The following is a 25,153-nucleotide window of genomic DNA, read 5'->3' as shown; positions in this document are numbered from 1 at the left end:
CTCTCTTGTTACGGGGGTTCAGGAGGCTGTGTACCCGAGGATGGTCATCATTCCGGCCTCGGCGTGGTAGATGTTGTGGCAGTGCGCCGCCCACAACCCCGGGTTGTCCGCGTCGAAAATAACGGACAGAGATTTGCCCGGCAGTACGATCGAGGTGTCCTTGCGGGGTCCCTCCCCGGAGTGCTGATAAGTGTGCCCGTGCAGGTGGAACGGATGCCACATCTGAGTTTCGTTTTTGATGTTCAGCCGCACGCGTTCGCCCTGGCTCACTCCGAGTGCACCGGCCATCGGGTTGGTGGGATCAAAACGACGTCCGTTGATGGCCCAGTCGTAGTCCATCATCGAACCGGACAGGGTGGCTGTCAGCTCACGGTCTACGTCGCGTGTGCCGAGTGCGACCTCCGACGAAGCCACCAGCGTCTCAGCGGTGAGTACCGAACGCGTCAGTTCGGGGACGGCCGTAGCCGTCGTCGGGGGCTCACCGGATCCGGTCCGAACAATCGCCAGCGCCTTGTCGTCCTTGCCCTCGGCCATCGCTACCAGGGGGAAGGCCCCGTCGCCCAAGGTTACGAGTACGTCGTAGCGCTCCCCCATGCCGATGAGAACCGCGTCAGTGTCGACCGGGTTGACGGGGAATCCGTCGCTGTGGGTGACGGTGAGTCGGTGCCCACCGAGCGCGACCCGAAACGCTGTGTCGCTGCCGGCGTTGATGAGCCTAATGCGCACGCGTCTGCCGGGTGCGCTGGTAAACGTTTCCGGGTCAGCGGGCGGGCGCCCATTGATGAGGAAATGCGGGTAACGGACATCACCGGCATCCCCACCGAGCAGATCTGAGCGTGCGCCCATCATCATGTTGCCGCCCATGCCGCCCCCGCTCATCATGCCGCCCATCCCACCGTTGAGTTCCTCCAAGACCTCGTCTGGTGTCGCGGTCACGCCATCGAGCCAGTCATCGAGGACGACGACCCATTCATCGTCATAGCTCAGTGGCTCGTTCGGATCCTCGATGATGAGGGCGCCGTAGAGGCCGCGATCGAGTTGTGGACCAACGTGCGGATGGAACCAGTAGGTTCCCGGTTGAGCGGTAACAAACTCATACGTGAACTTCTCACCGGCCCCGATCGGAGCCTGGGTCGCCCCGGGGACCCCGTCCATGTCGTTACGCAGGGCCAGGCCATGCCAGTGCACGGACGTGTCGGCAGGCAGATCATTGCTCACCGTTGCTCGCAGTGTGTCGCCGGCCGTTATCCGAATCGTGGAGGCCGGAACCGGACCGAAGCTCCACGTTTCTGCGGTGGTGCCAGCGAGGTCCAGTTGGGTCTCGGCGGCCCGGAGGGCGACGCTGGTCACCCGTCCCGTCCCGGCTCGGGCGAGCTCTGCTTCGCGTACCGGCGCACTGGTCGGCGTCACATAGCGCGGCGGTGTCGGCGAGCAGGAGGCCAAGGCGAGCGCCGCCAGACCACCCGTCCCGACAGCGATAAAGCCTCGCCTCGAAAGGGTGGTGCTGATAAGAGAGGATGTCATATCTAGTCCAATTCCGAATCGGCGTGGATCTCATGGGTGAGCCCACTTCACTCTTGCTGAAAGGCTGAACGTGGTGCCAGAGGCGGAGGTCCCCGAGCTATCTCCTTCTGCTTCCGGCGTGCGGGCGGGCGGATTGCGTCAGGTGCCCACTCCGACCAGCGTGGTCCAGGTCACCCCGAAGTCATCGCTGGCGCGGATGCCACGCGCATCCGCCACCAGGATCCATGGCGTCGCACCGTCAACGACGTTGAGGGCCTCGGGGATGCCATCGGTCGCCCCGGTCTGCACCCAGATTCCCGACTCCTGTCGCCAGATCGCCCCATCAGGATCGACGCCTACAAGGCCGCCGCCATCTTCCAAGCCAGCTGCATCGATCAGGATCAGAAGTGGCGCGCCATCCACGAGGGCGAACGTTCTTCCCGCGTCGTTGCTGACGGCCAGCCCCTCGGCCGTCGTGGCGAAAACGCGGTCGGGGTTTATGGGATCGGCGGCCAGATCGCGCAGAGGCAGAGCGGCGCCCGAGGACCAGGTCATCCCGGAGTCATCACTGATCGACACGGTACCCGCGCCGGAATCGTAACCGTACACACGAAAGGTCTCAGCGTCCTTGATGTCAGCGCTGAGGGGAACGGCATCCAAATCATGAAAGTCGGTCACACCACGCAGGGAAAGCGACGCCCAGGTTTCCGCACCGTCGATGCTGGATTCGAGCCCCAGATTCGGCACGGGCAGCTCGTTCTCTTCGTCCGGGTCAGGATGACCAGATGTCAGCAAAATCCCAGGAGCCGCCACAGTGAATCCCATCGCGTCCTGGGCCCGCCCCCCGATCTGCGCCGGGGCGTCCGTCGTGCCGCGCGGTGCTCCGGCGAGATAGCTCTCGGGGAGCATTCCGGTCGGAAGGAGCCACACCCCGTGGTGTGTGGCCGCATAGGTGTTGCCGGTGAGAGGATCTGCCCCGAGACCATGGATGTGCTCGAAAGCACTGCCGACCGATTGGATTTCTGTCGCCTTCTCCGCTGTGGTGCCAGTGGTACATCCGGTGAGAACGATCAGCACGACCAGTGGGCCGATGACAGCTCGCGCGGCAGCGCTCGGCAAGACCTGATCAGCCAAGGGTGACTCCCCGTGCGCTCATGAAGGATTGCGGATTCACACGGGCACCGTCAACGCGTGCTTCGAAGTGCACGTGGCAGCCCGTTGACGCGCCGGTCGTTCCGACGAGCGCGACGGTTGCTCCTGATGACACCTGCTGACCTCGGTCAACCAAGATCGTGCTGTTGTGGGCATAGCCGGTTTGAGTGCCGTCGCCATGGTCGATCAGGACCCAGTTGCCATAGGACCCAAGCCACCCGGCATAGACCACGGTTCCGCTGGAGGCAGCATAGACGCCCTGCCCACAGCCGGCGGCGATGTCGGTGCCGTAGTGGAAGGCGCCGACTCCCGCGACGGGTTTGTAGGGCCGCGGGCCATAAGCCGAGCTGATCCGGCCCGACACCGGTGACGACCAGCCCTGACCGCTGGGTCCGGGGGCAGGCGCAGCGGGCGCAGTCCCTGAATTTCCCGAAGCCGGGGCAGCGGCCGCTGCGGCTGCAGCTGCCGCCTGCGCAGCGGCTGCAGCTTGAGCCGCCCGGGCAGCGGCCGCCGCGGCCTCAGCAGCGATTCGAACCTCTTCGCCCTTGGCGTAGTCGGCCTCAGTTGCGGCGCGATCCTCGGTGAGTACCGCGAGCTGCGCTTGCAGCGTGCCTTCCGTGCGCTGCTGCTCAGCGAGTGCGGATTCCACTCGCTCGCTAGACGCGACCGCGTCCTCGAGCGCTGTCTCGGCGTCCTCCGCCAGAGCGCCAAGCGCTGCTTGCGCGACCTTCGCCTGGTCCGTCAACGATGTGGCGGCGTTGCTGTCGGCAGCCGCCGACTCGTACACCAGACTCGTTCGCTCGGTCAGTTTGCTCATCGAACCCAGCTGGTCCAGCAGGTCATCGGCGGCGTTCCCATCCAGGAACAGGGTCATCGCCAGATCACTGTTACCCGTGCGCGCGAGCATTGCGGCAAACCGGCCAGCGCGCTCGCTCGACACCGACGCCTCGGCGGTCGCCGCATCCGCTTGAGCTTGCAGGTCCATGGAACGCAGGGTGGCCACGTCAAAATCGCTCTGTGCGGCCTCATAATCGCCAGCGCGCTGCTCGGCCTCGGCCCGGGCCGCGTCGACTTCGAGAGTGAGGCCCGAGATTAGAGCCGTCAACTCAGCGATTTGCGCCTGTTTACCGGTCTCGGACGACCGCGCACTCTCGACCTCAGCCCAGGAGGGATACTCAGCCGCGGTCGCAGACCCGGCCACCCCTACCATCGCGAAAATAGCTACCATCGCCACCGCAGCGCGGGTGACGTAAGTGCTGCGTCGCTGAGTCAGTCGCCTAGTCAAGAGAGGCTCCTCTTTCGCTCATGAACGGTTCCGCATTAATGCGTTCTCCGTCGATCCGGGTCTCAAAGTGCACATGACATCCGCTTGAGGCGCCCGTCGATCCGACGAAGGCGATAACCTCACCGGCGACGACCTGCTGCCCAGGAACGACCAGAACCCTACTGTTGTGGGCGTAACCGGTTTCAATCCCCTCACCATGGTCGAGGAGGACCCAGTTGCCGTAGGAACCTTGCGCCCCGGCCTCGACCACGATTCCGGTGGTCGCGGCGAACACCGGTTGACCACATGACGCCGCGATATCGGTGCCGTTGTGATAGAGCCCGACACCGTCGACAGGCTTGTTCGGACGGGGACCAAAGGGGCTGGAGATTCTTCCCAGAACCGGTAGCGCCCACCCCACATCACTGAGCTGGCTCGCGGTGAGGCTGGCCCAGGATCCGTCGCTGGCCGTCTCGGTGTACGAGGCAGGTTCAGGGGGCACCGTGACCGTGAATCCATCACGCTCGAAGGCCACTACCGGCCCGGCCGCGACGTTCAGGCTCTGCGCGTCACCGTCAACGTCTGCTGCGCTGACGGACGCCTCCACCGCCGACGGATTAACGGCGATGGCCGGGAGGGACACGCTGATGGCGAAAAGCGCAATCAACGCCATGGCACATCCGCTGGCCAAACGTCGACGGAGCGGAACCGGCCTCGCGGCCGATCGATCGTTCACGGTGACGGAAGGCGCGGGTGGGGCGTCGCGCGCGACGTTTTCGCGTGCTCGAAGTTCGCGCCGCGTCAGAGCTGGCAGCGGCCCAGGAATTAGCTGTGCCGTTGCGCGCTGACCGGCGCTATCCACGGGAAACGACAAAACATAAATGGGGCCGTCGAGAAAGAAGGGGGGTGCGCATTTGTGTGAGTTCCTTGAAAGTAGTTCAGTTCACCGGTTCCGTGCACGAAGCCGCATCACCACCGGCTGAGAGCGGGTGGTTGCGTGCCTCGTCCGTAACCGTCTACAGAGTGGCGAGAAGGTCTGCCATAACGGCAATTTCCGCGGTTTGCGTCGCAACGATGGTGGCCGCCATCGCTTGCGCATCCGGATTCTGTCCGTCGTCTATCTCGCTCTGCGCCATGGCGACGGCACCCTCGTGATGAACGGTCATCTGCTCGAGGAAGAGCGTGCTCGCCTCGACTCCCGAGGCGTCCTGCATCATGGCCATGTCGTCACTCGACATCATGCCGTCCATGCCGTTCATACCGCCCATGTCTGACATGTTGTATTCCCCGGTGCCCCACTCGGACAACCAATCTCCCAGCTGGGCGATTTCCGGTTCCTGCGCCATTTTGATTTCCGTGGCGAGGTTTCGTACGTCCTCGTCGATGTCGTCCTTGGCAAGCAGTTCATCGCTCATCTCCACAGCCTGCTCATGGTGTGGGAGCATCGCCTGTGCGAACGTCACATCGGCATCGTTGAACACCGCAGCAGTTTCGCTCGCGGCGGGCGTCGACGGAGAAGCGGCCGGGCTACCACCGGCGCACGAGGTCAATGTGAGGGCTGCGGCCAGAGCGGCGGCGGAGAAAAAGGTACGTCGTTTAAGCATCGTTCATCCATTCATCGAAGTTTAAGAATCCGAGTCACCGGCCACAGGCACGGCAAAGCTCAGCGGCCAGGGAATGGCCGCCGAGCTACATCACGGTCTAAACGCGACTGATGGAAAGGAGAACGAGGCTGGGCCGGTGGACGCGCACAGCGATAAGGCGGATCACGCCGACGCCAGCGCCGCCAGCATCAAGCAGACGATGAAACACCGCCGGTCGCCGGCGAAGAACGACAACGGTCACCAAGACGAGCAGCAGGACACAGGCCATGGCCAGCAAAGCGCAATCCAATGCTCCGTCATGCGGAGTCGCGGCCATCACCGCGGAGTCGGGAGCCACGACAGCCGGTGCACCAGTCTCAGCAACAGCGCCAGTGGTAACCGACGACATGGATACCGGAGTGTGCATGTCGTGTCCGGTGACCTCGGAGTGGATTGCAAAGAATCCCAGCAGCGTCATCGCCAAAGCGAGGAGCGCAACGAACGGTGACATGGTGAACCGCCCGCCCGTGCGTTGTTCGGTGCGATACAGCGTCATGTCACCTCCGTTCAAACATTGGGCTAGTCGGTCCAGTTTCCGACAGCGCTCTCTGCAGGATAACTCACCGACCCTGTGGAACGGAAAACCGGTTGCGAACATTCACCGCACGAAAAGGTACCCCTAAGGGGTATAGTGGCCCTAGATACCCCTAGGGGGTACCTGGCATGGTCCGACGGACCAGGCGAAGCGAAAGGAAAACTTCTCATGTGCAACACAAATGCGAATGACCTCGGATTGACCGACGCGTCCTGCGCCTGTGGAACTCACTCTCACGCGCTGGCGAACCCCGTGGCTGCTGACGCAGCACAGGTGACGTCCACGTTTGAGGTGTCCGGAATGACGTGTGGGCATTGCGTGTCCAGCGTGACCGAAGAAGTCAGCCGCCTGGATGGCGTCAGCAACGTGAACGTTCAGCTCGTCGTCGGCGGAGACTCACGTGTGACCGTCTCCAGCACCGACTCACTCGATCGAGATGCGGTCGCGGCGGCAATCCACGAGTCAGGCTACGAGCTGGTGTCAACGTCCCGATGAGCGAGGCAGCGGTCGGGGCCGGGCAGCAAGTGGTGCTCGAGGTGGGGGGAATGACCTGCGCTTCGTGCGCGGCGCGGATTGAGAAGAAACTCAATCGGATGCCGGGCGTCGAGGCGACAGTGAACTACGCAACCGAGAAAGCCAGCGTCTTCGTTCCTGCGGGTAGCAGCGTGTCTGACGCGATCGCCACGATCGAGGCGACGGGGTACACCGCAGCCCTCCCCCGTCCGCTGGTCAGCGATGCTGACCTGTCCGGCGAGCCAACGGCGGCCGATCGGGAGGTTGCCAACCTGCGCAGCCGACTGTTCATTTCGGCATTGCTTGCGGTGCCGGTCGCAGCATTGTCCATGATCCCCCCGCTGCAGTTCACGAACTGGCAGTGGCTCGCTCTCACTCTTGCGGCGCCCGTGGCTATCTGGGGCGCCTGGCCATTTCACCGTGCGGCATGGATTAATCTCCGCCACGGCGCAGCGACGATGGACACCTTGATCAGCGTCGGCGTCCTGGCCGCCTTGGGCTGGTCCCTGTACGCGCTATTCTTCGGCACGGCCGGCATGGCCGGAATGACGATGTCATTCAACTTCGCCATCACTCCGGGCGGCGCGGCACATGAGATCTACCTGGAAGTCGCCTCCGCCGTCACGGTGTTCCTGCTCGCGGGCCGCTACTTCGAGGCGCGCGCGAAGAAACAGTCGGGCGCAGCGCTGAAGGCTCTGTTAGAGCTGGGGGCAAAAGAAACGACGCTACTTCGCGACGGGATCGAAGTTCTCATCCCGACAGAGACTCTCGTTGTCGGAGACATTTTCGTCGTGCGCCCCGGCGAGAAGATCGCGACCGACGGTGCGGTCATGGACGGCAACTCAGCCGTAGACGCGAGCATGCTCACCGGAGAAGCTGTCCCCGTCGAAGTCGGCCCCGGCGACACAGTCGTGGGTGCGACGCTGAACTCTGGCGGACGATTGCTGGTTCGCGCGACCCGGGTCGGCGCAGACACCGAACTGGCCCAGATGGGGAGACTCGTCGAGCAGGCACAAACCGGGAAAGCCGAAGTGCAGCGGCTGGCCGATCGTGTGTCAGCCGTCTTTGTTCCCATTGTGATCGGGTTGTCCCTCGCCACCCTCGCGGTGTGGCTCATCATCGGCGCCGGCCCGGAAATGGCGTTCACTGCCGCCGTCGCAACGCTCATCATCGCGTGCCCGTGTGCGCTCGGGCTGGCCACTCCGACCGCGCTGATGGTCGGAACCGGGCGCGGAGCCCAACTCGGAATCGTAATCAAAGGACCACAGATCCTCGAATCCACGCGCCGCGTCGACACGATCGTTCTCGACAAAACCGGAACCGTAACCACCGGGCGGATGACCCTGACCGTTGCCCAGCCCGTCAGCGGAGTCAGCGAAAAAGATCTCCTCCGACTGGCCGGAGCAGCAGAAAGCGGTTCGGAACACCCCATCGCCGCGGCAATCGTTGCCGGTGCGCGGTATCGTCTCGGATCCCTTCCCGCTCTGGAATCTTTCACCTCTGAGCAGGGACTTGGCGTGCAAGCCGTAGTTGAGGGTCAGCTCGTGCTGGTAGGACGTCCACGCTGGCTGGCCGAGAACTGGAGCATTGATCTCCCCGCCGAACTCACGACTGCACTCGTCGCCTTCGAGGAGCAGGGACAGACCGCGGTCGCGGTCGCCTGGGACGGGCAACCGCGTGGCGTATTGGCCGTGTCCGATGTGGTGAAGGCGACCAGTGCGGATGCGATCAAGCAGTTCCACAAGCTCGGCCTGCGACCAGTGCTCCTCACCGGAGACAACGCGCGCGTGGCACAGTCTGTTGCGGCGGAGATTGGCATTTCCGATGTGCGGGCCGAAGTGCTCCCCGCCGAAAAGGCCGAGATTATTCGCTCCCTGCAACGGGATGGCCAGGTCGTGGCGATGGTCGGTGATGGGGTGAATGATGCCGTGGCGCTGGCTACGGCCGATCTGGGCATTGCGATGGGCACCGGAACGGATGTCGCCATTGAGGCGAGCGATCTAACCCTGATCAGGAGCGACTTGCTGGCGGCAGCGGATGCGATCCGTCTGTCGCGACGTACGCTCGCCACAATCAAGGGCAACCTGTTCTGGGCGTTCGCCTACAACATTGCCGCGATCCCGCTCGCGATGCTCGGCTTGCTGAACCCCTTGATCGCTGGCGCCGCCATGGCCCTGTCCTCCGTATTCGTGGTCAGTAACAGCCTCCGACTACGTCGGTTCGCCCCCCTCAAAACAAGAAAAACTGTTCAAGGCGACGACTCCGGCCATCCTGTCCGCGATTTCGCATTGGTCTCTTGACGGGGATCGCGATCTGGATCAGGACGTGAGTGGGAGGGCGATAGTGAATGTCGCCCCCCGCCCCACTCCTGGGCTGTCCGCGCGAATGCTCCCGTGGTGGGCCTCGGTAATGGATTTTGCGATTGCCAGGCCTATTCCCGAGCCGCCGTGGGCCCGGTCACGGCTGGCGTCCACTCGGTAGAAGCGCTCAAAGACGTGGGAGACTTGGTCCGGTGGAATCCCGTCACCCCAGTCGCACACCGAAATAGTCACTGTGGTGGCGGCAGCCGCCGCGGAAAGTTCTACTTCGCCGCCGGGTAACGTGTGCCGGATCGCATTGTCCAGGAGATTTGTAAAGACCTGGCCAATCCGATCACGATCGCCCTGGACGAAGGCGTCATTTGCGGCGGCGGTCAAGGTCGCCGTCAACGTCACGGATCGACTCGTATATTGCGCTTGAGCTTGGGCCACAGCATCAGTAACGATCTCCGCAACAGAAAGTCGTTGCCAATGCATGGTGAGTCGGCCTTCCTCGGCGGTCGTCACGGTGGAAATGTCCTCGCTCAGCCTTGCGAGGCGGATGACCTGGTCGCCTAACATGGTCAGCGTTGCCGGATCGGCGTCCTGCACTCCGTCTGCGATGGCCTCAAGGTACGCACCGATTGTGGTGATGGGCGTCCGCATTTCGTGCGCCAAATCACCCAATATTCTCGTTCTCGTCGCCTCGATCCGGCCGAGGTCCGTGGCCATCGCATTGAACGCACGGCTGAGGTCGTTAAATTCCGTCCCCAAACTCACAGTGGGGATACGCGATCCATAGTCCCCGCCTGCGACCCGACCCGCGGCCGCAGTCACCGGCGCCAAAGACCGCTTGATCCGGCGCGAAAGAACCAGGCTGATTCCGACAGAGGCGACCAGAGCCGCGATGAGGGCCACGGCCAGCGACAGCATGGTTGCTGTTCGGAAAGCTTCTTCAGCATGCAGCGCCAGGTCGGCCTCAAAACCGCCCATACCCGTGATGTGAGAACGAAAAACGGCTGGCCCAATTCCGACGACGACCAACCAAGCAGTCACTCCCCCGACGAGAACCACGGCGAGCATTGCCAACAGTAAGCGCGCGCTGAGATCCCGAACACCGTGAATGAGCCCCAACCGACGCCTCACGCCCCCGCTCCCATCTGATAGCCGATCCCACGCACGGTCCGAATGAACGCCGACGCAGATGGGTCGTCACCGATCTTGCGACGGACGTGCCCGATGTGAACATCCACGAGGTGTGGATCACTCATCCAACCGCCGCCCCACACCGCCTCGATGAGTTGCTGCCTCGAGAAAACAAGACGAGGCTGACCAGCGAGCACAGCCAGCACATCAAACTCGGTGCGGGTGAGGTCCACGGGTTGACCATGTCGGTGAACTTCCCGGCCTGCGATATCAATCTGGAGGGATTTGAAGACAAGTGGCGGAGTGCTGAGATCCTCGGCCTGCTCGCTGGGACGGGGCCGCCGGAGCATCACTCGGACACGCGCGACGAGCTCACGTGGACTGAACGGTTTCGTCAGATAGTCATCCGCTCCCACAGAAAGTCCGACCAGCTTGTCGATCTCATCGACACGCGCCGTGAGCATGATGATGTAACTATCGCTGAAGGTGCGCACGGTCCGGCAGACCTCAGTGCCATCCATCACCGGAAGTCCCAGGTCCAGAACGATAATCGCCGGAGCCCAGTCTCGTGCCTTCGTCACAGCCGACCGCCCGTCTGCTGCAGTCTCAACGTCGAACCCATCTCGTTCCAAGTACCCCGCGACCAGCTTGAGCAGAGGCAACTCATCGTCAACCACCAGCACCCTGGGCCGCGGCTCCACACAAGCATGTGGGCTGATGGTTGATGACGTCATGATCTCATTCTCCCTCGCCAGCAGCAGGGCAGAGCACGAGCTTTCAACCCGGCGCCCGACCGTCGCCGAGACAACATGGAAACTTCACAATTCCTTTCGGAGTTCCATACGCGGGTTCGAAAGACTGTGCATATGAGCGCCACTGGCGCCAGACGAAAGGAAACACCATGATGGGAAATTACACAGGCACTATGGACGGCGCAGGTTGGGTCCTGATGATCCTGTTCTGGGTAACTCTCATCGTTGCCATTGCGTGGATGATCATGGGAATGGTCACGCAGTCCAGACGCCCAGACACGGCCGCGACAGCACGAATACTCGCATGCGATTCGCCGACGGGCATGTTGAAGGCGCGACTTGCCAGGGGTGAGATCGACATCGCCACGTACACGGAATTGAACACGACGATCAATACCGTGCGCTAAAGAACGCATCCCGCCGTCCTGGGCCCCAGCCCGAGAAACATATGACCGCTGTGACGTTCCGCTCTCCTTAGGCTTCCGGCATTCTCAGCGGGCGCAGAGTCTCACACGTAATCCCGGAAACCACGTAATACCAAACAGAAATCATCTATGAAGAAACGAACGCTCGCCATCACTACCATCTTGGTCGTCGCGACCGCCGTTATTGCCACGACGGCGATCGTGGCATTATACACCGGATCCTCTGTCGCGCAGGCGTCGCCACACGACGACATGGTCGAGGGCACGATCTGGGTCGGGAACGAAGACGGCGCCAGCCTCACCGCAATAGACGCGGCAACAAATAAGGTGGCGACGACCCTGACAGGCATCGAGAGCCCGCACAACGTGCAATCCTCGCCCGACGGTCGCTCCATTTGGGCAGTGAGCGGCACGACATCAATGGCCGTAGAAATCGATTCCAAAAACAACGACGTGCGCGGAACGGTCCCTACAGGCACCATGCCGGCCCACGTTATCGTGACACCCGATGGCACACGCACCTATACAACCAACAACGCCGACGACACCGTTTCAGCCGTTGACATTGCCACGATGACGACCATCGCCACTATCCCCGTCGGGGCCGGACCACACGGACTGCGACCAAGCCCCGACGGCAGCACTGTTTACGTGGCCAACATTGCTGGGACAACGCTCAGCGTTATCGACACGGCCACCAACATCCAGGTCGATGAAATTGAAGTGGGCCAGTCACCAGCGCAGGTGGCGTTCTCCTCCGACGGAAAGTTCGTTTACACCTCGCTGAACGGTGACAATGCCGTGGCTAAAGTTGACACAAGCACCCGCCAACTCGTCGCCACGACTCCGACGGGAACGGGCCCCATACAGACCTTCGCAAGTCCCGATGGAAAGTACCTTCTCGTCGCCAACCAAGGCACCGAAAAACAATCCAGCAACACGGTCTCGATCATCGACACTGCAACGTTTGATGTCGTTCAAACCGTCAAGACCGGTGCCGGCGCACACGGCGTCGTCATCGACCCAACGAGCCGCCACGCCTACATCACAAACATGTTCGACGACAGCGTCTCGGTGCTTGATCTGACCACGCTGTCTGTAGTGGCTACCATCCCCGTTGGGTCGAAGCCGAACGGAATCACCTTTACCAAGCAGACAATACAGACCAGTCCGTCTGTCGGCCTGATCATAGAGGGACAAGACCGCCCCGGAATGGCAGGCATGCACCACTAAAGCATCAGGGGAATCGTTACCGAAACCTGTGGCCGTCGGCGTCGCTAAGCCTAAGAACCGGTGTGTATGGCCTCGTGTTGATGCACAGCGCCAGGCTTCACCGAAATCTGACCGAACCCGCGAACACTTGTGCAATAATCTGCGTATGAATGCAGATAAGAAGATGTGCACACTCAATCCTGATGGGGAGTACGTCGAGCTGGCGGTCGAGGTCTTCGCAATGCTCGCCGATGCCACGCGAATTCGCATCATTCTGGCCCTGCGCGACACGGAGTTGTCGGTGAACCAGCTCGCCGAGACGGTCGAGAAGTCTCAAGCCGCCGTCTCCCAGCACCTCGCGAAGCTGCGCCTCGGGCGCATCGTGGCCACCCGCCGCGAGGGCACGCGAGTGTTCTATCGTCTGGCCAACGAGCACGCCCGCCAGCTCGTCGCGGATGCAATTTTCCAGGCTGAGCATGTCGTCGAGGGAACGCCCGCGCACCACCGGCATCCGCTCGAGCGGGCTGCCGACGCTCACACTGCGGGCACTCATGCTTGAGGTTCTACGCAACCGGACGTATCGCCGATTGTTCGGCGCACAGATCGTGGCACTGATCGGCACGGGGCTGCTTACCGTGGCGTTAGCCCTGCTCGCGTACGACCTGGCTGGCGGTGACGCCGGCATCGTACTCGGCATCGCACTGACCATTAAGATGCTCGCCTATGTCGGCGTTGCCCCCGTGGTCTCCGCACTCACGGCGCACGTGCCGCGCAAAACTCTATTGGTGTCAGCGGATGTGCTTCGCGCCATCGTCGCCCTCTCGCTGCCGTTCGTCACCGAGGCCTGGCAGATCTACGTGCTCATCTTCGTACTGCAGGCCGCCTCGGCCACGTTCACCCCGGCATTTCAGGCTCTCATCCCGGCCGTGCTGCCCAAGGAGAAGGACTACACCCGCGCACTTTCCCTGTCCCGTCTGGCCTACGATCTTGAATCGCTCCTGAGCCCGATTCTCGCCGCCGCCCTGTTGACCGTAATCAGCTATCACTCGCTATTCATCGGAACTGTGATCGGCTTCGCGGGCTCCGCCCTGCTCGTGCTCACAGCGACCCTGCCGGCACACAATTTTTCCGCTTCGACACCGTTCTGGGAGCGCCTCACCCGTGGTGGACGCGTCTTCTGGCGCACCCCGGAATTGCGCGCCCTGCTGGCCATGAACATGGTCGTCGCCACCTCGACCGGCATGGTCATCGTCAACACCGTCGTACTCGTGCAAAACCATTTCGGCCGCGCTCAGTCCGACTTCGCTCTCGCCCTGGCCTGCTACGGATTCGGATCCATGCTCGTCGCACTCGCGCTGCCGCGGGTGCTCGAGCGCTATGCCGACCGAAGCGTCATGCTGCTCGGCTGTGCGACGTTGCCCGTGGGGCTTCTGGCCCTCGCCGGTGTGACTATCGCGCCTGCGACAACCCAGACGTGGTTTGGTCTCCTCGTTATCTGGTTCGTGCTCGGCGCCGCGACCGCACTCATTCTGACGCCGTCGGCACGACTATTGCGCCGCTCGTCCGAGGAGACGAATCGGCCAGCCGTCTTTGCCGCACAGTTCTCGCTCTCTCACGCCTGCTTCATCGCGACCTACCCTCTGGCCGGGATACTCGGCGCCGTACTCGGGTTGGCCCCTACTGCTGCCGTGCTCGCCGGCATTGCAATACTCGCGGGCGTCATTGCGCATCGGGCGTGGACGACACAGCCAACATCTTCGCCACCCGTCGATCTACCAATCGCGGCCTGAGAGAAAAGAGGCTGCCTGCGGATCACTGGGTGAAATAGATTGTCACGATCCGCCGGTTTGCGCCCTCATGCAGGCCAGTCAGGAACCACCGCGGGCATCGAGGACCCCGTGAGCGGTCTACGGAACGTGGACTCGAACAAAGAACAATGCGTTCTTTAGTCATCGGCAAACGGAGATGAGGGAATTTGCCGCTAAGCACGGCTGACGAGCCTGGCTCGCTAGCGGAAATCGGACACTAGGCGGTGCGTGATCGTTAACGCGAAAACCCCCGCGTGAACGGGGATTCTACTTCAAGCTGGGGTACCTGGACTCGAACCAAGAACAACTGAAAGCCTCCGGGGTGGTTCGGCACACCTGCAAATGAGGCAGAATTCCGCGGGATTCCGCGGATGTCATGGCATTGAGGGTACGCGCCGGAACGGAGACCTACGGTGATTCTGGTCAATTTATGGGTTTCTGGTTAGTTTCTGGTCACGTTGAAATCGCCCGGTACGGCGCGCCACGACACCGGCAAGGCTCCGTGAAGGAAGGTGGAAATGCGGCTTGCGCTCACATTTCGCCCCGGAGAGTTCGGGTTCGAAGTTGATCCCCGCGTCTTAGAGTCTTCGCCAGCCGTTCAGAGAATCGTAATGTCCGTGAATTCACGCATGGGGTCGAACCACGACCGGTCGTCACGGACGTGTTCCTGCCGATACGACCATGCCAATACGTCCGGCAACCCCAAGAGCAACTCCGAAGAAGGACGACAATGGTGCGCGACCGTGTCGCGGTGCAATCCGTTGACGGTCTTCCGCCGCAAGTCGCTGAAAGTTCTCTGATCTAGTTTGTTTTCGGTTGGCGTGCTGAGCGAGTCTAGAACGAAGAGCTGAGTGCCGAAGTCTTTATGGACCTTCGCGGCGGCAACGCCGAGGCACCTGGCGCGTGCAACGTCACGACTGTCACCGTCAGCAATCGGCGCACAGACAACGATGTCGAGTCCATCACTCTGGCTCGCCACCAACGTTGTGGCTTGGCGGAGAGTTGCTACTTCCCTGCGGGCAAACATCGGAGCAGCGTGCAGCGCGTCACCCCCGTAGAATTCGCGCAGTGCTTCGCGTGATTCCGTCAGGTCGTCGACATTTACAACAGCAACAGCGACTACGTAGAAGGTGTCGAAAGCCCCGGTCTCAAAACTCTCGTCGAGAAACGCTACGGGCCTACTGTTGGCCTTGTAGTGCTGCGCGAGAATATCTCGGATGACTTCCCCAATTGGTGACTTAAAGTAAGCAGCCCCAGGCAGTCCATAGACATCTGGGGCATAACGCCTCACTGGCAAGAATAATCTCTTATTCGAGCGAGTTACCCGCGTTGCTTGCGTCCACTCTACCATCAAGTTACCGGAATATCCCGCACGAGCCAGGGTTGAGCCGGTAGAAAGATTCGAACACTCGCGGGGCTTAGGTGCAAAAATGCCGTCTGATCAGGCATTCTACCTCCCGGGTACTAGACAGCGACCGCCTGGCGGCCTCGGAGAGGTACTCGCAGTCTAGTACCCGGCCGAAATCTTCAACTCCCTCAGACGCGGTGGCAGGGCAGGGACCAACGTCATCCAAATGTGGCTATATGACGGCGACGGAGACCGGATGCGACTCAGTAGCCTCAGGCATCGATGAGGCGGGTCCCGAGCATATGGAGGGGGCGGGTAAACGACGCGCACCTTATGGGCGAGCTCATTCGTCGAGGAGGACTCATGCCTACATTCCAAGATCTTATATCCGCCGGTGACGCCGTCAGCGAGTCGATGCGCACTTTGGCACACGCCACCCGCGTCTTTGATGCTCCAGCGCAGACCTACGATGTGCTCGGCAACCTGATCGCGGCTGCTCATTCACTGGGCCAGGTGCTCGATCAGATCGCATCCGCTCATCTCGACCATCGCGACCGGGCATACACGGACGCGGGCGACAGCGTGGCCGGCGCTGCACATGCGGACCGTGCCGCCGAGGCATTGCGCGAGGCGGCCCGGCACCTGCGTTCAATCGAGGATGATCTGGATGTCGCTTCCCGGCATTCGGGGCAAATCGCTTGGCACCCCGCGGTCGCGCCGAAGAAGCCTCTGGCGGCCAGGAGTGACTCTGACCGTCGATTCGATGGCCTCCCCCATGAGACGCCACGACGAGGAATCTCACTCTGATCGTGACAGTTGGTTAGCCCGACTCGACTCCCCCAGCCCACCTGTCACTGATCGACGGCACCTACCCGAGCGATCGCCCTTGAGCTGGCGACCCCACCGAGGCTCGGCGTGTGTCAGGTGTTGCCGAAACGTGGCGCCCGATGATGCGGGCGGCCTCGCGTGCGTCGTCCGCGGTCAGTCGGTTCGTGGGCACGCGCTCGCTGACTTGTTTCATCGCGATCTGCACGACCAAGACCTCAGCCGGTACCTGCGGCTTCCCGCGGTGAGCTCGCGCCTTGTTCTCCATCTCGGCGTCGGCGCGCAGACGCACACTGTTGCGGTGCATGTGCGCCACAATGCCCTTCACAAGACCATCGAACTGCCGTTGCCGCTCAATACGTGGGGCCTCCGCCTGGGTGCTCCTGACCGCGGCGGCGACGTCGCGACCGGTCAGGAGGTCGACCCGGCGCATCCGCTGCATGACGAGCTCGACGGCGCGGCCATAAGCGACACTCTCGACCGCAACCGGCGGCAGGCCCATCCGCGCGCGGTTGGCCACGTAAGCGTTGCCGATTTCGCGAAGATGGTCGCCGTTCTTGAGCATCAGCTCCGTCAGCGACTCCGCGAACACGGTGAACTGGCGCACATGCTCGGGCTGCGCGGGGTCGGCGAAGTAGGCATCCGCCTCGCGATCATTCAACCGTCGCTCGGCAGCGGTGGACGGGTGCAGCTGCTTCGGCGGCAGGCCCAGACCGCTGAGCTGGCGCTTGAGGCGCCGCGCGGCGGCGTTCGCTGCGAGTTCCGCCTGGTAGATGTCGGGGTCGCTGCGTCGGGTGCGCTGCCATGCGGCTCGGCGCTCCTTGTTGCGTTCGGCCCATGCCTTCGTGATCTGCCTCGTGCGTTCGGGGTCGGCATCGCGGCGGGCGATGGCGCGGGCGTTGACCTCGTCGCGGTGGTGCTCGTAGTACCGCTGGTAATACTCGCGGATCTTGTCGCGATTCTGTTCGACCCACCGCTGCTGATACTCGCGCCTGCGCTCGGGATGCTCCTCGCGCCAGAGCTTCGCGCGCTCCCTCCCCCGGGCCCGCACCTCCTCCTGACGCCGTCGGCGCGCCGCGGCTCGACGCATTGACTCTCGGTTCTGCTGCCGGGCGTGCTCGAGGTGTTCCACCCGCCAGAGCCGATTCAACTCGCGCACTCGATCGGGGTTTTCGGCCGCCCATTTGCGCCGGTTTTCGGCCTGACGTTGGCGGCGGATGTCCCGGCGCCCGTCATCGTCGACGTGACGGTGGTCAGGCGGTTCCTTTTGCTGGGGTGGAGTGTTCTCGTCGGTGGGGCCGTTCATCGTCGCGTTACTCCGCCGGCGGGGCCAACTCGATGGCCAGGGCGAGAAGTTTCGCGCGGTGCGCGGTCGGGTTCGTGATCACATGGCCGACAGCAACGCGGAGCCGTTCGGCGTCCTCGGCCGCGATCGGGGTGACGGGTTCCAGGCAGTAGGTGATGTCGTTCTGGAGGTTGTAGTCGTCATCGTCGACGGTGATCTCCGGATAGTAGAAGAGCGCCGCGAGCGCGGTACGACTGAGTAGGTCGTCGAGTTGGTCTTGCGGGATTGTCATGGTTAGGCCTCCTGCGGGCAGATTTGGGTGTGACGACATCCTGTCGTGAATAGCAGGTGCGCAGGCGGTGACTGCCGCGCGAATGGTGCAGCCGATCCGTGATTGAACATCAAACCTCAGCGGGACGACCGCGCAGAGCAGAACCGCGCGGTCAGCGACGCATCGGCAAAACCGCCCTCTGTTCATCTTCCGCGGCGAAGGGGCTCATGAGTTGACGTTCCGGCACCACGAGTATCGCCTGGCGCCTCATGCGGGCTTCGCGCCAGCGCGCAACGAGCAGCCGGATCAGCGAGACGGGACCGTTGACGGCGAACTTCATCGCGTTCCAGAGAAACAGCAGCACGAGCAGGTGCAGCCAGCCCGGACCATCCGCTTGGACCTGCACGGAGCAATAAAACGCCGCAAACAGGTACGGGACCGCGAGCAGCATGGCCGGCACACCCCACTTGAGTCCGCGCCGAGTGCGCATCGCGTCCACCAGCCTGGTGGTGGGCATGAGCCCGCGCAGAAAGTAGTAGCTGCGGGCGGTGAAACCCAGAATCAATCCGAACATGACGCAACCCTTCAGTCCGGCAACAAGGAGCTTGAAAGGACTGCCCATGAGGGAGTCATGTCATCGCAAGGAACGATGGCGCGTACAGAAATTGCCAGCCTTACGAAAATTCTAGAAGCGGATGCGCGCAAGCGGAAGTCCTTGCCGCCTAAAGGCACCTGAGCGCGAATCCCCAGCGGGCGGGTCTTACGGCCACCTCCCGCTCAAGCGCGATGCGGAGCCCCGTTGTCGCGAGGGAGGGTCCGCAAGGGGTCTGGCTAGCGGGCACTCGGGCAAGCGACCGGTTTGGCATGTTCGGTAGATCGGTTATGGAGGTGCCGATAACCGCTCCGCACTGCGCTCCTGTCGAATCGACTGCTCTTTGATCAGTCGCGTTCAAAAGGGTGGGCGGCCACGGCGTCGTGTGGGGGTGCCCCTATGTGTTCTCCTTCCGGAGCGATCCGAGCTAATCTGATGCCCTCACAGCCTTAGGCTCGCATAATGGAGCAGTTATGGGGAATAGGATCGGCAACTTCGCATAGCGGTATTGCCGATCATTTGAGGTACGTATCAGTTGAGTCCGCGCGGTCTGTCTTGGAGAAACGCGGCGCGACTGCAGAGATCGACATACTTTGGTCGGCCATCGCGTGTGGGATGGCTCTTGAGACGTACCTGAAGTGGGTGCTTGCGAAGCTTTCTCCGAACCTCGTCGCATCGCTGAGAGAAGACGGCGCGGCCACAATGATCTACCTGTCCGGCCATAGGGGCCTCGACGGGATGTCTCCAACCGGCATACGAACCATCACCGCAGCAAACGCCTTGACCCAGGTGATTCGAATCCATCCCGAACTCAAGACGTTGACCAAGCACTGCGACGACGTATTCAGCACAAGGAATGCGGCCGCACATATGGGATTGGTTTCAACGATTGAGCTCGCAACGGCCATTGAGAAGCTAGTTCGAATCATCAATTGCCTGGAGATCCTTCAGGGCAAAATGCCGAAAGACTTCTGGGGTCTGCAGGCGGCTGCCGCGACCGCGATCGTTGATGAGGCGGCTTCTGAGGCGCAGCGGAGCCTTGAGACGAAGCTCTCAGGTGCCCGCAAACGCTTCGCGGAGCTGAACGAGAACTACGATCAGGAACGTTTAGAGCGGGTTTTGAGCGAAATGGAACGGCAGACGCCCCGATATCTGGACCTCCCTCTTACCGAATCCGCTTGGTGTCCGGCATGCGGAAGGGAGGCCCGGGTTGGACTCACCGCTGTCCCTGCTGAATACGGGAGAGACGAAGATGGAAACCCTTCTTCGAATTGGGAGATGTGTCCCGACTCTTTGGAGTGTACGGTCTGTTCCTTGAACCTGAGCGAAGCAGAATATGACGAATTCACAAAGAAGTACACGTTCTAGTTTGACCACTTGGCTCCACACAGTGTCATTCTGAACAGGACCCCACCTATTCGGTGCCATGCAGCGAGATCACTGTGCACGCACGATTTGCGTGGCTCATCAGCTCACATGCATGAATAGGGTGCACCCCAATTTCTCGTCCAACCAGATCATTTGGGGCGCCAATACAGGGTCGAATTCAACATTGGTAGACAGCCTGTCCCGCTAACTCTTGGAGTTCAAGCTGACGGGACGCAGAGCAGGATTGTCAAGGGCCATGAAGAACTGCCCACTGGCGGCCACGAAGAATGCCCGCTGGTGGCCATGAAAACTGCCCACTCCTGGCCAACAGATCTGCCCACCAAGAGTTCGGCGGCGTTGGCCATGCGCGAGCGCGACGTTAGCTCATCGGCGTCACGCCCTTCCCGGCGAGGGCCTGCGTGAGACGGATCGATTCGCCCGACGTCTGACAGACGTGAGCGTGGTGCAACAGCCGGTCGACGGTCGCTGTGGCGAGGGTTTTGGGCATGAGCTCGTCGAATCCGGCGGGGTGCAAATTCGAGCTGACGGCGATGGACCGTTTTTCATAGGCCGCGTCGACGAGGCGATAGAGCCCTTCGGCCGCGTCCGTCCCGACCGGCAAGAGCCCGATATCGTCGATGACGATCAGGTCGGCGCGGAGGATCCGGGAGACGACTCGGGTAACGCTGTCATCGGAGCGGTGGGCGCGCATCAATGCGCCGAGGTCCTCGAGGCGGAACCATGCCACGCGCATGCCGGCCTCGACGACTTGCTGGCCGAGGGCTTCGAGGAAGAACGTTTTCCCGGTGCCGGAGGGCCCGCAAACGACAACGTTCTCTTTCCGACTTATCCATTCCAGAGTGCGCAGCGCCTGCTGGGTGGGCAGCGGAATCGACGACGCGCCCGGGTCCCAGGTATCGAAGGTCTTCCCGGTCGGGAACCCGGCGGCCTTCCGTCGGGTGGCGAGCATCGACCGGGACCGTCCGGTGACTTCCTCGACGAGGAGCGCTTTGACCACTTCGGAGGGTTCCCATCGTTGCGTGCGTGCAGTGATCAGCAGCTCTGGAGCTAACGCCCTGGCGTAGGGCATCTTCAGCTGACGCATCAACGCCTCGAGGTCCGCGGGCAGCGCGGGCGCAGCGGTCGGCACCGGGCTCATGCGCTCTCCTCCTGCAGGTCGTCGACGGTGCTGGCCGGCAGTTGCCCGATCGCGGCCCAGCCGCGGGTCCCTTGTGTGAGGGACTGCGTTTCGCTGGCCGTGTGGCTGCTCGAGCGCAGGCCGGCGGCGTTGAGGATGGAGGCGAGGTCCTTGTGGGCGAAGCGACCGTGGATGGCCGCGGTGCCGAGGGCTTGGTCGACGTCGGCCTGCCCGGCGATCTTCGCCAGCGCGACGGCCTCGGCCATCTTGTGCGTGATTCGCAGCGTGCCGACCGCGGCCGCTTCGAGCAGCCAGGTCCGGGCGCCAGGACCGATCGCGAGGAACTCCAACTCGGCCGCGCTGCGTGCTTTCACCACGTAATCGCCAGGGATCTTCGGGGCGTGGTCGGGGAAGTGAGCGTCATTGATGGCGGGGCTGCCGGGCCGGGCGCGGTGGTGCCGGGCGACTTCGACAGGGCCGTCACGGCCCTCATGGACGACGATGACCTGCTCGTCCAGGCCGAGGCCATGGCTGCGCGCGAACACTTTCGCGCCGAGGAGGTAGGACGGCACCGAGTACTGGGCGTTCTCGAACGTGACCATCGGCGTGTTCACCGGGACGCGGCGGGACATACCGAAGGAGATCGTGTGCGCGGCGTCCGGAACCCGGTGCAACCGGGGGGTTTCCTCCACAAGCATCGCTGCCGGCTTGCGGCGGGTGGCGCGGTGCTCCCGATTGTTGACCAGGTCCATGAACTCCTGGCAGGCCGTTTCGATGTCGACGAAGGAGTCGTATTCGGGCCGGAGGTTGGTGTCTTTGGGCACGATGTCGGCCTTGGCCAGCTTCACGGAGGACTCGACACCGCCCTTGGTTGCGGGGTCCGCCGGCTGGCAGGTCAGGACCGTGACGCCGTAATGGCGTGCGAAGTCCACGGTCGCGACATTGCGGACCGGGACACCGGCGATGTGGGACATGGTGACGGTTTTCTCGTTGTCGGTCAGGACATAGGTCGGCGCCCCGCCAAGCATGCGGAACGTGCGATCCAATGCCGCGTACACGCTCGGCGCCGTCCGGTCACGCATCACAATGACGACCCGGAACCTCGACCACGCCAGCCACGCAATATAGAGGACAGTCTTCTTGCCGTCCATCATCGGTCCGTCGCCGAAATCGTATTGAATCCACATCCCCGGCTCCGAGATCCACGGGCGGTGCACGCGGGTGTTGCCGAGGCGGTAGGCGGCACGCACCTGCGCGAAAGCGCGCCGCGTCGAGCGGTCAGAGCCCGTGTAGCCGAGGCCGAGGAGTTTGGTGTGGGCGACGTCGGCGCGGAGCTTGCCTTTGGAGCTCTCCATCCATTCCTCGAGCTTGGGCATGAACGGGTCGGTGACCCGGCCGCGGTTGACGGGATTGGCGATGGGCTGGCCGGCGTCGCGGGCAGCGACATGGCGAGCGACGGTGTGGTGAGAACAGCCTGTGAGCTCGGCGGCACCCCGCAAAGATTTGGTCAGATCGTACGCAGCGAGTATTTCCATGATTTCTACGTCTACCTTCATAAGTGGGCCTCTTCCTGAGCTGTTCAATTGCGTCTTAGACACCGCAATCAAACCCCAGGAAGAGGTTCCGCCGTTTATCACGGTCGGGTTTAGAAAAGGAAGTGGGCAGATCTCATGGCCACCAACGGGCAGTTTTCCTGGCCGTCAGTGGGCAGTTCCGTGGCCGCCTATTACGAAAATTAACTCCGAACCATAATCGCCCCCGACCGCTCGACGACGGTGACGTCATAGCCGAGCTGCTGCAACTGCTGCATGGCCCGGGCCTTGACTCGTTCTGGGCTGAGGCGTGTGAAATAGTCCGCGCCGAGGTCCTCGAAGACCTCTCCCGTGGTCAACATCTTCCAGACAGAGTTCAAGATCGTGTGCTCCAAAGCGACAATCGCTTTGGCTGGACCACGGCGCGATGAGATTCGCCGGTATCTCACCGCTAGATAGCTGGTCTTGCTATGCGACGCCGCAAGCGCGGCTATGCCAAGAGCAGCCTTCAGATACTTGTTCCCGGCCATGGTCTTGGATGACTTCACTCGGCCGGCCGACTCATTGGATCCAGGGCAGACGCCGGCCCATGAAGCCAGATGTCCGGCGTCCGGAAAGACAGCCATGTCAGCTCCGGTCTCAGCAATAAGAACGTCAGCAACCAGAGTGGAGACCCCTGGAACGGTGACGAGTGCATCACGCACCGACTCATACGGTTTCATGGCGAGATCGATTCGGGCCGTCAGCGACTCGATCGCCAGAGTCCGCGCATCAATCTGATCCAAGTGCAGTTGGGCGAGATACGCATGGTGTTCAGTGAAGCGCCCAGTAAGGGCCTCGACCAACTCCGGGATCTTGGATCGCATCCGCCGCTGGGCGAACTCAGCAAGAACCGCTGGGTCCCGCACTCCCTGAATGAGCGCAGTCAGCATCAGCCTTGACGAGACCCCTGTGATGTTGGCGACAACGCTGGACAGTTTGATGCCCGAGCTCTCCAGCATTTTTTCGAGTCGTTGAACATCTCGTGTCCGATCGCCGACCAACGTCACGCGAGCTCGGGTGAGGTCGCGAAGCTCACGAATGGGTTTCGGCGGCACGAAAGACGCGCGAAGAAGGCCATGGGCTACCAACTGTGCCAGCCAAGTGGCATCTGAGACGTCAGTCTTCCTGCCCGGCATGTTCTTGGCGTGCTTGGCATTGACCAGCATCACCGGGAGTGACTCCTCCATGAGGAAGTAGAAGGGTTTCCAATAGTCGCTCGTCGCCTCCATGACGACGACGGTGACATGTGCCTTGACGAGGAACTCGACCAGACCGAGAATCTCGTTTGTTGTCGATCCCCATGTCGTGACCGTGGAGGTGAACTGACCTCTACGTTTGCCGGGGATCCGGACGCAGACTTTCGCGTCGCGTTTCGAAATATCAATACCCGCGGCGCGAGCATGCACCACATCCATTGCAGTCTCCTGTCAGCTCGAGTTGAAAGCCGGTCAGGGGAAGGACAAGGATAAATCAAGAATCTATTACTCGTGCTCGAGGCAACAATCCACGGTTCCCGTGGCGGTCCTTCTCACCATGCTATGGGTCGGGCTTTCAGCACCAAGGCGGAATCGGCGTTCTCCCTGACAGACGCTTCCATCATCAACCCGCCTCGCTGAACACGCCATGGCACCAAGGTGACGGGCGCGATATTTTCGACAGGCACGGCGCGGCGAAGCCGCTCAACAGCTATGGGCAGCTTGTCATGGCCGCCGACACAGGATCTTCAACGACTTCACCTCAATAAGTAAAATCGATGTCGAAATTATTCAGACGTTCATAAGAACGCCCAGGACCACGAAAACGACGAGGCCGGTCATGGCAAACCACATCGAACGCTGGACCTTGATGTGTTTGTCCCATGCAATGCGACCCATGATGCCAATCTGAAGACTCACTTGCTTGAGTAGGTCATCGCTCTTGAGCCGTTCCGCCAACTCGTCAGCTCTTCCCTCCCAGAAGCGCGTGTGACCGAAGAAAATGTAGTTGTCTTTAGAGGCCTTCTCCAAGCCGCGGATGTTGAGCTGCGGTACCACAACCGACCCGGCGAAGTAGATCGAAATGAAGATCAGGAATACGCCTAGCACGTAGAGAGCAGTACTCCACCACGAATCAAAACCGTCGTAGACCTTGTCCGTGGTGGTCAGCGCGACCACCACGCCTAGAACCGCGGACTCAACGGTGAATGCGAAGGCCGCCTTAGCATCGACGCGAGCAGTCCACTCTCCGGTCGCGTCGTGAATTTTCCAGGCGTTATCGAGAGCATCCTTCTTCATTAGACGGACCAGTGGTAATTGGAGGTGTAGTAGCTGTAGGACGCGCCGCCCATGTCGATCCCCTCCGTGTCAGGGTTGGGTGAGGCCAGTAGCTAACAGCAAGTCCGCCGTGTGACGTAGGGCGAGAATCTGGCCCTGCCCCCGTTGACTGGACACCTCACAAGAGAGAATGTTCACATGGGAAACACACGTCGGGAGTTCACTCCTGAGTACAAAGACGAAGCCGTGA

Annotated in this window: 24 protein-coding genes; 8 read left to right on the top strand and 16 right to left on the bottom strand. The window is 62.0% G+C overall.

What is annotated here, in order from left to right; genetic code table 11:
* Positions 1-18: 18 nt before the first annotated feature.
* From E3T55_RS19880 to E3T55_RS19855, 6 genes are all read right to left on the bottom strand, one after another.
* On the bottom strand, positions 19-1,350 hold the full coding sequence (locus tag E3T55_RS19880; protein ID WP_478213442.1) for a multicopper oxidase family protein: 1,332 nt from the start codon (positions 1,348-1,350) through the stop codon (positions 19-21).
* 312 nt (positions 1,351-1,662) lie between these two features.
* The gene (locus E3T55_RS19875; protein WP_134521338.1) at positions 1,663-2,637 is read right to left on the bottom strand and encodes a beta propeller repeat protein; all 975 of its coding nucleotides are present in this window, start codon (positions 2,635-2,637) and stop codon (positions 1,663-1,665) included.
* A complete protein-coding gene (locus E3T55_RS19870) occupies positions 2,630-3,760 on the bottom strand; it encodes a M23 family metallopeptidase (protein ID WP_166791860.1) in 1,131 nt (376 codons plus the stop codon). The genes E3T55_RS19875 and E3T55_RS19870 overlap by 8 nt, the downstream gene beginning before the upstream one ends.
* Before the next feature lie 172 nt (positions 3,761-3,932).
* Positions 3,933-4,592, bottom strand: coding sequence for a M23 family metallopeptidase (locus E3T55_RS19865; RefSeq protein WP_134521334.1), 660 nt, complete (start codon positions 4,590-4,592; stop codon positions 3,933-3,935).
* Between the two features lie 343 nt (positions 4,593-4,935).
* Positions 4,936-5,523: a DUF305 domain-containing protein gene (locus E3T55_RS19860; RefSeq protein ID WP_134521333.1), complete on the bottom strand. Its 588-nt coding sequence runs from the start codon at positions 5,521-5,523 to the stop codon at positions 4,936-4,938.
* Between the two features lie 97 nt (positions 5,524-5,620).
* Positions 5,621-6,058 (bottom strand): hypothetical protein, encoded by a 438-nt coding sequence (locus E3T55_RS19855; protein ID WP_134521331.1) that lies wholly within the window; start codon positions 6,056-6,058, stop codon positions 5,621-5,623.
* A 207-nt stretch (positions 6,059-6,265) separates the two neighbouring features.
* Here E3T55_RS19855 and E3T55_RS20985 point away from each other — a divergent pair, with 207 nt between their 5' ends.
* The gene (locus tag E3T55_RS20985) at positions 6,266-6,592 is read left to right on the top strand and encodes a heavy-metal-associated domain-containing protein (protein ID WP_134521387.1); all 327 of its coding nucleotides are present in this window, start codon (positions 6,266-6,268) and stop codon (positions 6,590-6,592) included.
* Positions 6,589-8,910: a heavy metal translocating P-type ATPase gene (locus tag E3T55_RS19845; RefSeq protein ID WP_134521330.1), complete on the top strand. Its 2,322-nt coding sequence runs from the start codon at positions 6,589-6,591 to the stop codon at positions 8,908-8,910. Before E3T55_RS20985 ends, E3T55_RS19845 begins: the two co-directional genes overlap by 4 nt.
* Before the next feature lie 18 nt (positions 8,911-8,928).
* On the opposite strand, the gene E3T55_RS19840 is transcribed toward E3T55_RS19845, so the two are convergent.
* Together E3T55_RS19840 and E3T55_RS19835 are read right to left on the bottom strand one after the other, a co-directional pair.
* Positions 8,929-10,041 (bottom strand): sensor histidine kinase, encoded by a 1,113-nt coding sequence (locus E3T55_RS19840; RefSeq protein WP_241993170.1) that lies wholly within the window; start codon positions 10,039-10,041, stop codon positions 8,929-8,931.
* An 8-nt stretch (positions 10,042-10,049) separates the two neighbouring features.
* On the bottom strand, positions 10,050-10,787 hold the full coding sequence (locus E3T55_RS19835) for a response regulator transcription factor (RefSeq protein WP_134521328.1): 738 nt from the start codon (positions 10,785-10,787) through the stop codon (positions 10,050-10,052).
* Positions 10,788-10,954: 167 nt separating this feature from the next.
* On the opposite strand from E3T55_RS19835, the gene E3T55_RS19830 reads away from it, so the two are divergent.
* From E3T55_RS19830 to E3T55_RS19815, 4 genes are all read left to right on the top strand, one after another.
* Positions 10,955-11,212, top strand: a complete 258-nt coding sequence (locus E3T55_RS19830; protein ID WP_134521326.1) for an SHOCT domain-containing protein — start codon at positions 10,955-10,957, stop codon at positions 11,210-11,212.
* A gap of 147 nt (positions 11,213-11,359) precedes the next feature.
* Positions 11,360-12,463: a YVTN family beta-propeller repeat protein gene (locus E3T55_RS19825; protein ID WP_241993169.1), complete on the top strand. Its 1,104-nt coding sequence runs from the start codon at positions 11,360-11,362 to the stop codon at positions 12,461-12,463.
* A gap of 145 nt (positions 12,464-12,608) precedes the next feature.
* Positions 12,609-13,001, top strand: a complete 393-nt coding sequence (locus E3T55_RS19820) for an ArsR/SmtB family transcription factor (RefSeq protein ID WP_166791859.1) — start codon at positions 12,609-12,611, stop codon at positions 12,999-13,001.
* Positions 12,919-14,232, top strand: coding sequence for an MFS transporter (locus E3T55_RS19815; protein ID WP_420898022.1), 1,314 nt, complete (start codon positions 12,919-12,921; stop codon positions 14,230-14,232). The genes E3T55_RS19820 and E3T55_RS19815 overlap by 83 nt, the downstream gene beginning before the upstream one ends.
* Positions 14,233-14,848: 616 nt before the next feature.
* On the opposite strand, the gene E3T55_RS19810 is transcribed toward E3T55_RS19815, so the two are convergent.
* Positions 14,849-15,541: a hypothetical protein gene (locus tag E3T55_RS19810; RefSeq protein ID WP_134521320.1), complete on the bottom strand. Its 693-nt coding sequence runs from the start codon at positions 15,539-15,541 to the stop codon at positions 14,849-14,851.
* A gap of 420 nt (positions 15,542-15,961) precedes the next feature.
* Between E3T55_RS19810 and E3T55_RS19805 the strand changes: the two genes are divergently transcribed.
* Positions 15,962-16,405, top strand: coding sequence for a hypothetical protein (locus E3T55_RS19805; protein ID WP_134521318.1), 444 nt, complete (start codon positions 15,962-15,964; stop codon positions 16,403-16,405).
* Positions 16,406-16,466: 61 nt separating this feature from the next.
* Here E3T55_RS19805 and E3T55_RS19800 read toward each other — a convergent pair whose 3' ends face one another.
* The 3 genes from E3T55_RS19800 to E3T55_RS19790 all read right to left on the bottom strand — a co-directional run bounded on the left by E3T55_RS19800 (position 16,467) and on the right by E3T55_RS19790 (position 18,553).
* On the bottom strand, positions 16,467-17,729 hold the full coding sequence (locus E3T55_RS19800) for a hypothetical protein (protein ID WP_134521317.1): 1,263 nt from the start codon (positions 17,727-17,729) through the stop codon (positions 16,467-16,469).
* A 7-nt stretch (positions 17,730-17,736) separates the two neighbouring features.
* Positions 17,737-18,000 carry a hypothetical protein gene (locus tag E3T55_RS19795; RefSeq protein WP_134521315.1) on the bottom strand — a complete coding sequence of 88 codons (264 nt, stop codon included), beginning with the start codon at positions 17,998-18,000 and terminating at the stop codon, positions 17,737-17,739.
* Positions 18,001-18,151: 151 nt separating this feature from the next.
* Positions 18,152-18,553, bottom strand: a complete 402-nt coding sequence (locus E3T55_RS19790) for a sulfate permease (protein WP_174775497.1) — start codon at positions 18,551-18,553, stop codon at positions 18,152-18,154.
* 480 nt (positions 18,554-19,033) lie between these two features.
* Here E3T55_RS19790 and E3T55_RS19785 point away from each other — a divergent pair, with 480 nt between their 5' ends.
* Entirely contained in the window at positions 19,034-19,939 is a 906-nt protein-coding gene (locus tag E3T55_RS19785; protein WP_134521313.1) for a hypothetical protein, read from the top strand.
* 379 nt (positions 19,940-20,318) lie between these two features.
* On the opposite strand, the gene istB is transcribed toward E3T55_RS19785, so the two are convergent.
* The 4 genes from istB to E3T55_RS19765 all read right to left on the bottom strand — a co-directional run bounded on the left by istB (position 20,319) and on the right by E3T55_RS19765 (position 24,924).
* Positions 20,319-21,098, bottom strand: a complete 780-nt coding sequence (gene istB, locus E3T55_RS19780) for an IS21-like element helper ATPase IstB (protein WP_134521312.1) — start codon at positions 21,096-21,098, stop codon at positions 20,319-20,321.
* Positions 21,095-22,633 carry an IS21 family transposase gene (gene istA, locus E3T55_RS19775; protein ID WP_134521310.1) on the bottom strand — a complete coding sequence of 513 codons (1,539 nt, stop codon included), beginning with the start codon at positions 22,631-22,633 and terminating at the stop codon, positions 21,095-21,097. The genes istB and istA overlap by 4 nt, the downstream gene beginning before the upstream one ends.
* 179 nt (positions 22,634-22,812) lie before the next feature.
* Positions 22,813-24,066, bottom strand: coding sequence for an IS110 family RNA-guided transposase (locus tag E3T55_RS19770; RefSeq protein ID WP_134521308.1), 1,254 nt, complete (start codon positions 24,064-24,066; stop codon positions 22,813-22,815).
* A 351-nt stretch (positions 24,067-24,417) separates the two neighbouring features.
* A complete protein-coding gene (locus E3T55_RS19765) occupies positions 24,418-24,924 on the bottom strand; it encodes a Pycsar system effector family protein (RefSeq protein WP_134521306.1) in 507 nt (168 codons plus the stop codon).
* Positions 24,925-25,153: the final 229 nt, after the last annotated feature.

The sequence above is a fragment of the Cryobacterium frigoriphilum genome (genome assembly GCF_004403305.1).
Lineage (GTDB): Bacteria > Actinomycetota > Actinomycetes > Actinomycetales > Microbacteriaceae > Cryobacterium > Cryobacterium frigoriphilum.
The sequence above is the reverse complement of the archived record's forward strand: the minus strand, read 5'-3'. Positions and strand labels throughout refer to the sequence as shown.

Bases quoted from the DNA above. Each gene is read 5' to 3' on its own strand.
- E3T55_RS19865 (WP_134521334.1), bottom strand. From the start codon at position 4,592: ATGGCGTTGATTGCGCTTTTCGCCATCAGCGTGTCCCTCCCGGCCATC.
- E3T55_RS19860 (WP_134521333.1), bottom strand. From the start codon at position 5,523: ATGCTTAAACGACGTACCTTTTTCTCCGCCGCCGCTCTGGCCGCAGCC.
- E3T55_RS19855 (WP_134521331.1), bottom strand. From the start codon at position 6,058: ATGACGCTGTATCGCACCGAACAACGCACGGGCGGGCGGTTCACCATG.
- E3T55_RS20985 (WP_134521387.1), top strand. From the start codon at position 6,266: ATGTGCAACACAAATGCGAATGACCTCGGATTGACCGACGCGTCCTGC.
- E3T55_RS19845 (WP_134521330.1), top strand. From the start codon at position 6,589: ATGAGCGAGGCAGCGGTCGGGGCCGGGCAGCAAGTGGTGCTCGAGGTG.
- E3T55_RS19835 (WP_134521328.1), bottom strand. From the start codon at position 10,787: ATGACGTCATCAACCATCAGCCCACATGCTTGTGTGGAGCCGCGGCCC.
- E3T55_RS19830 (WP_134521326.1), top strand. From the start codon at position 10,955: ATGATGGGAAATTACACAGGCACTATGGACGGCGCAGGTTGGGTCCTG.
- E3T55_RS19825 (WP_241993169.1), top strand. From the start codon at position 11,360: ATGAAGAAACGAACGCTCGCCATCACTACCATCTTGGTCGTCGCGACC.
- E3T55_RS19820 (WP_166791859.1), top strand. From the start codon at position 12,609: ATGAATGCAGATAAGAAGATGTGCACACTCAATCCTGATGGGGAGTAC.
- E3T55_RS19815 (WP_420898022.1), top strand. From the start codon at position 12,919: ATGTCGTCGAGGGAACGCCCGCGCACCACCGGCATCCGCTCGAGCGGG.
- E3T55_RS19805 (WP_134521318.1), top strand. From the start codon at position 15,962: ATGCCTACATTCCAAGATCTTATATCCGCCGGTGACGCCGTCAGCGAG.
- E3T55_RS19800 (WP_134521317.1), bottom strand. From the start codon at position 17,729: ATGAACGGCCCCACCGACGAGAACACTCCACCCCAGCAAAAGGAACCG.
- E3T55_RS19795 (WP_134521315.1), bottom strand. From the start codon at position 18,000: ATGACAATCCCGCAAGACCAACTCGACGACCTACTCAGTCGTACCGCG.
- E3T55_RS19790 (WP_174775497.1), bottom strand. From the start codon at position 18,553: ATGTTCGGATTGATTCTGGGTTTCACCGCCCGCAGCTACTACTTTCTG.
- E3T55_RS19785 (WP_134521313.1), top strand. From the start codon at position 19,034: ATGGAGCAGTTATGGGGAATAGGATCGGCAACTTCGCATAGCGGTATT.
- istB (WP_134521312.1), bottom strand. From the start codon at position 21,098: ATGAGCCCGGTGCCGACCGCTGCGCCCGCGCTGCCCGCGGACCTCGAG.
- istA (WP_134521310.1), bottom strand. From the start codon at position 22,633: ATGAAGGTAGACGTAGAAATCATGGAAATACTCGCTGCGTACGATCTG.
- E3T55_RS19770 (WP_134521308.1), bottom strand. From the start codon at position 24,066: ATGGATGTGGTGCATGCTCGCGCCGCGGGTATTGATATTTCGAAACGC.
- E3T55_RS19765 (WP_134521306.1), bottom strand. From the start codon at position 24,924: ATGAAGAAGGATGCTCTCGATAACGCCTGGAAAATTCACGACGCGACC.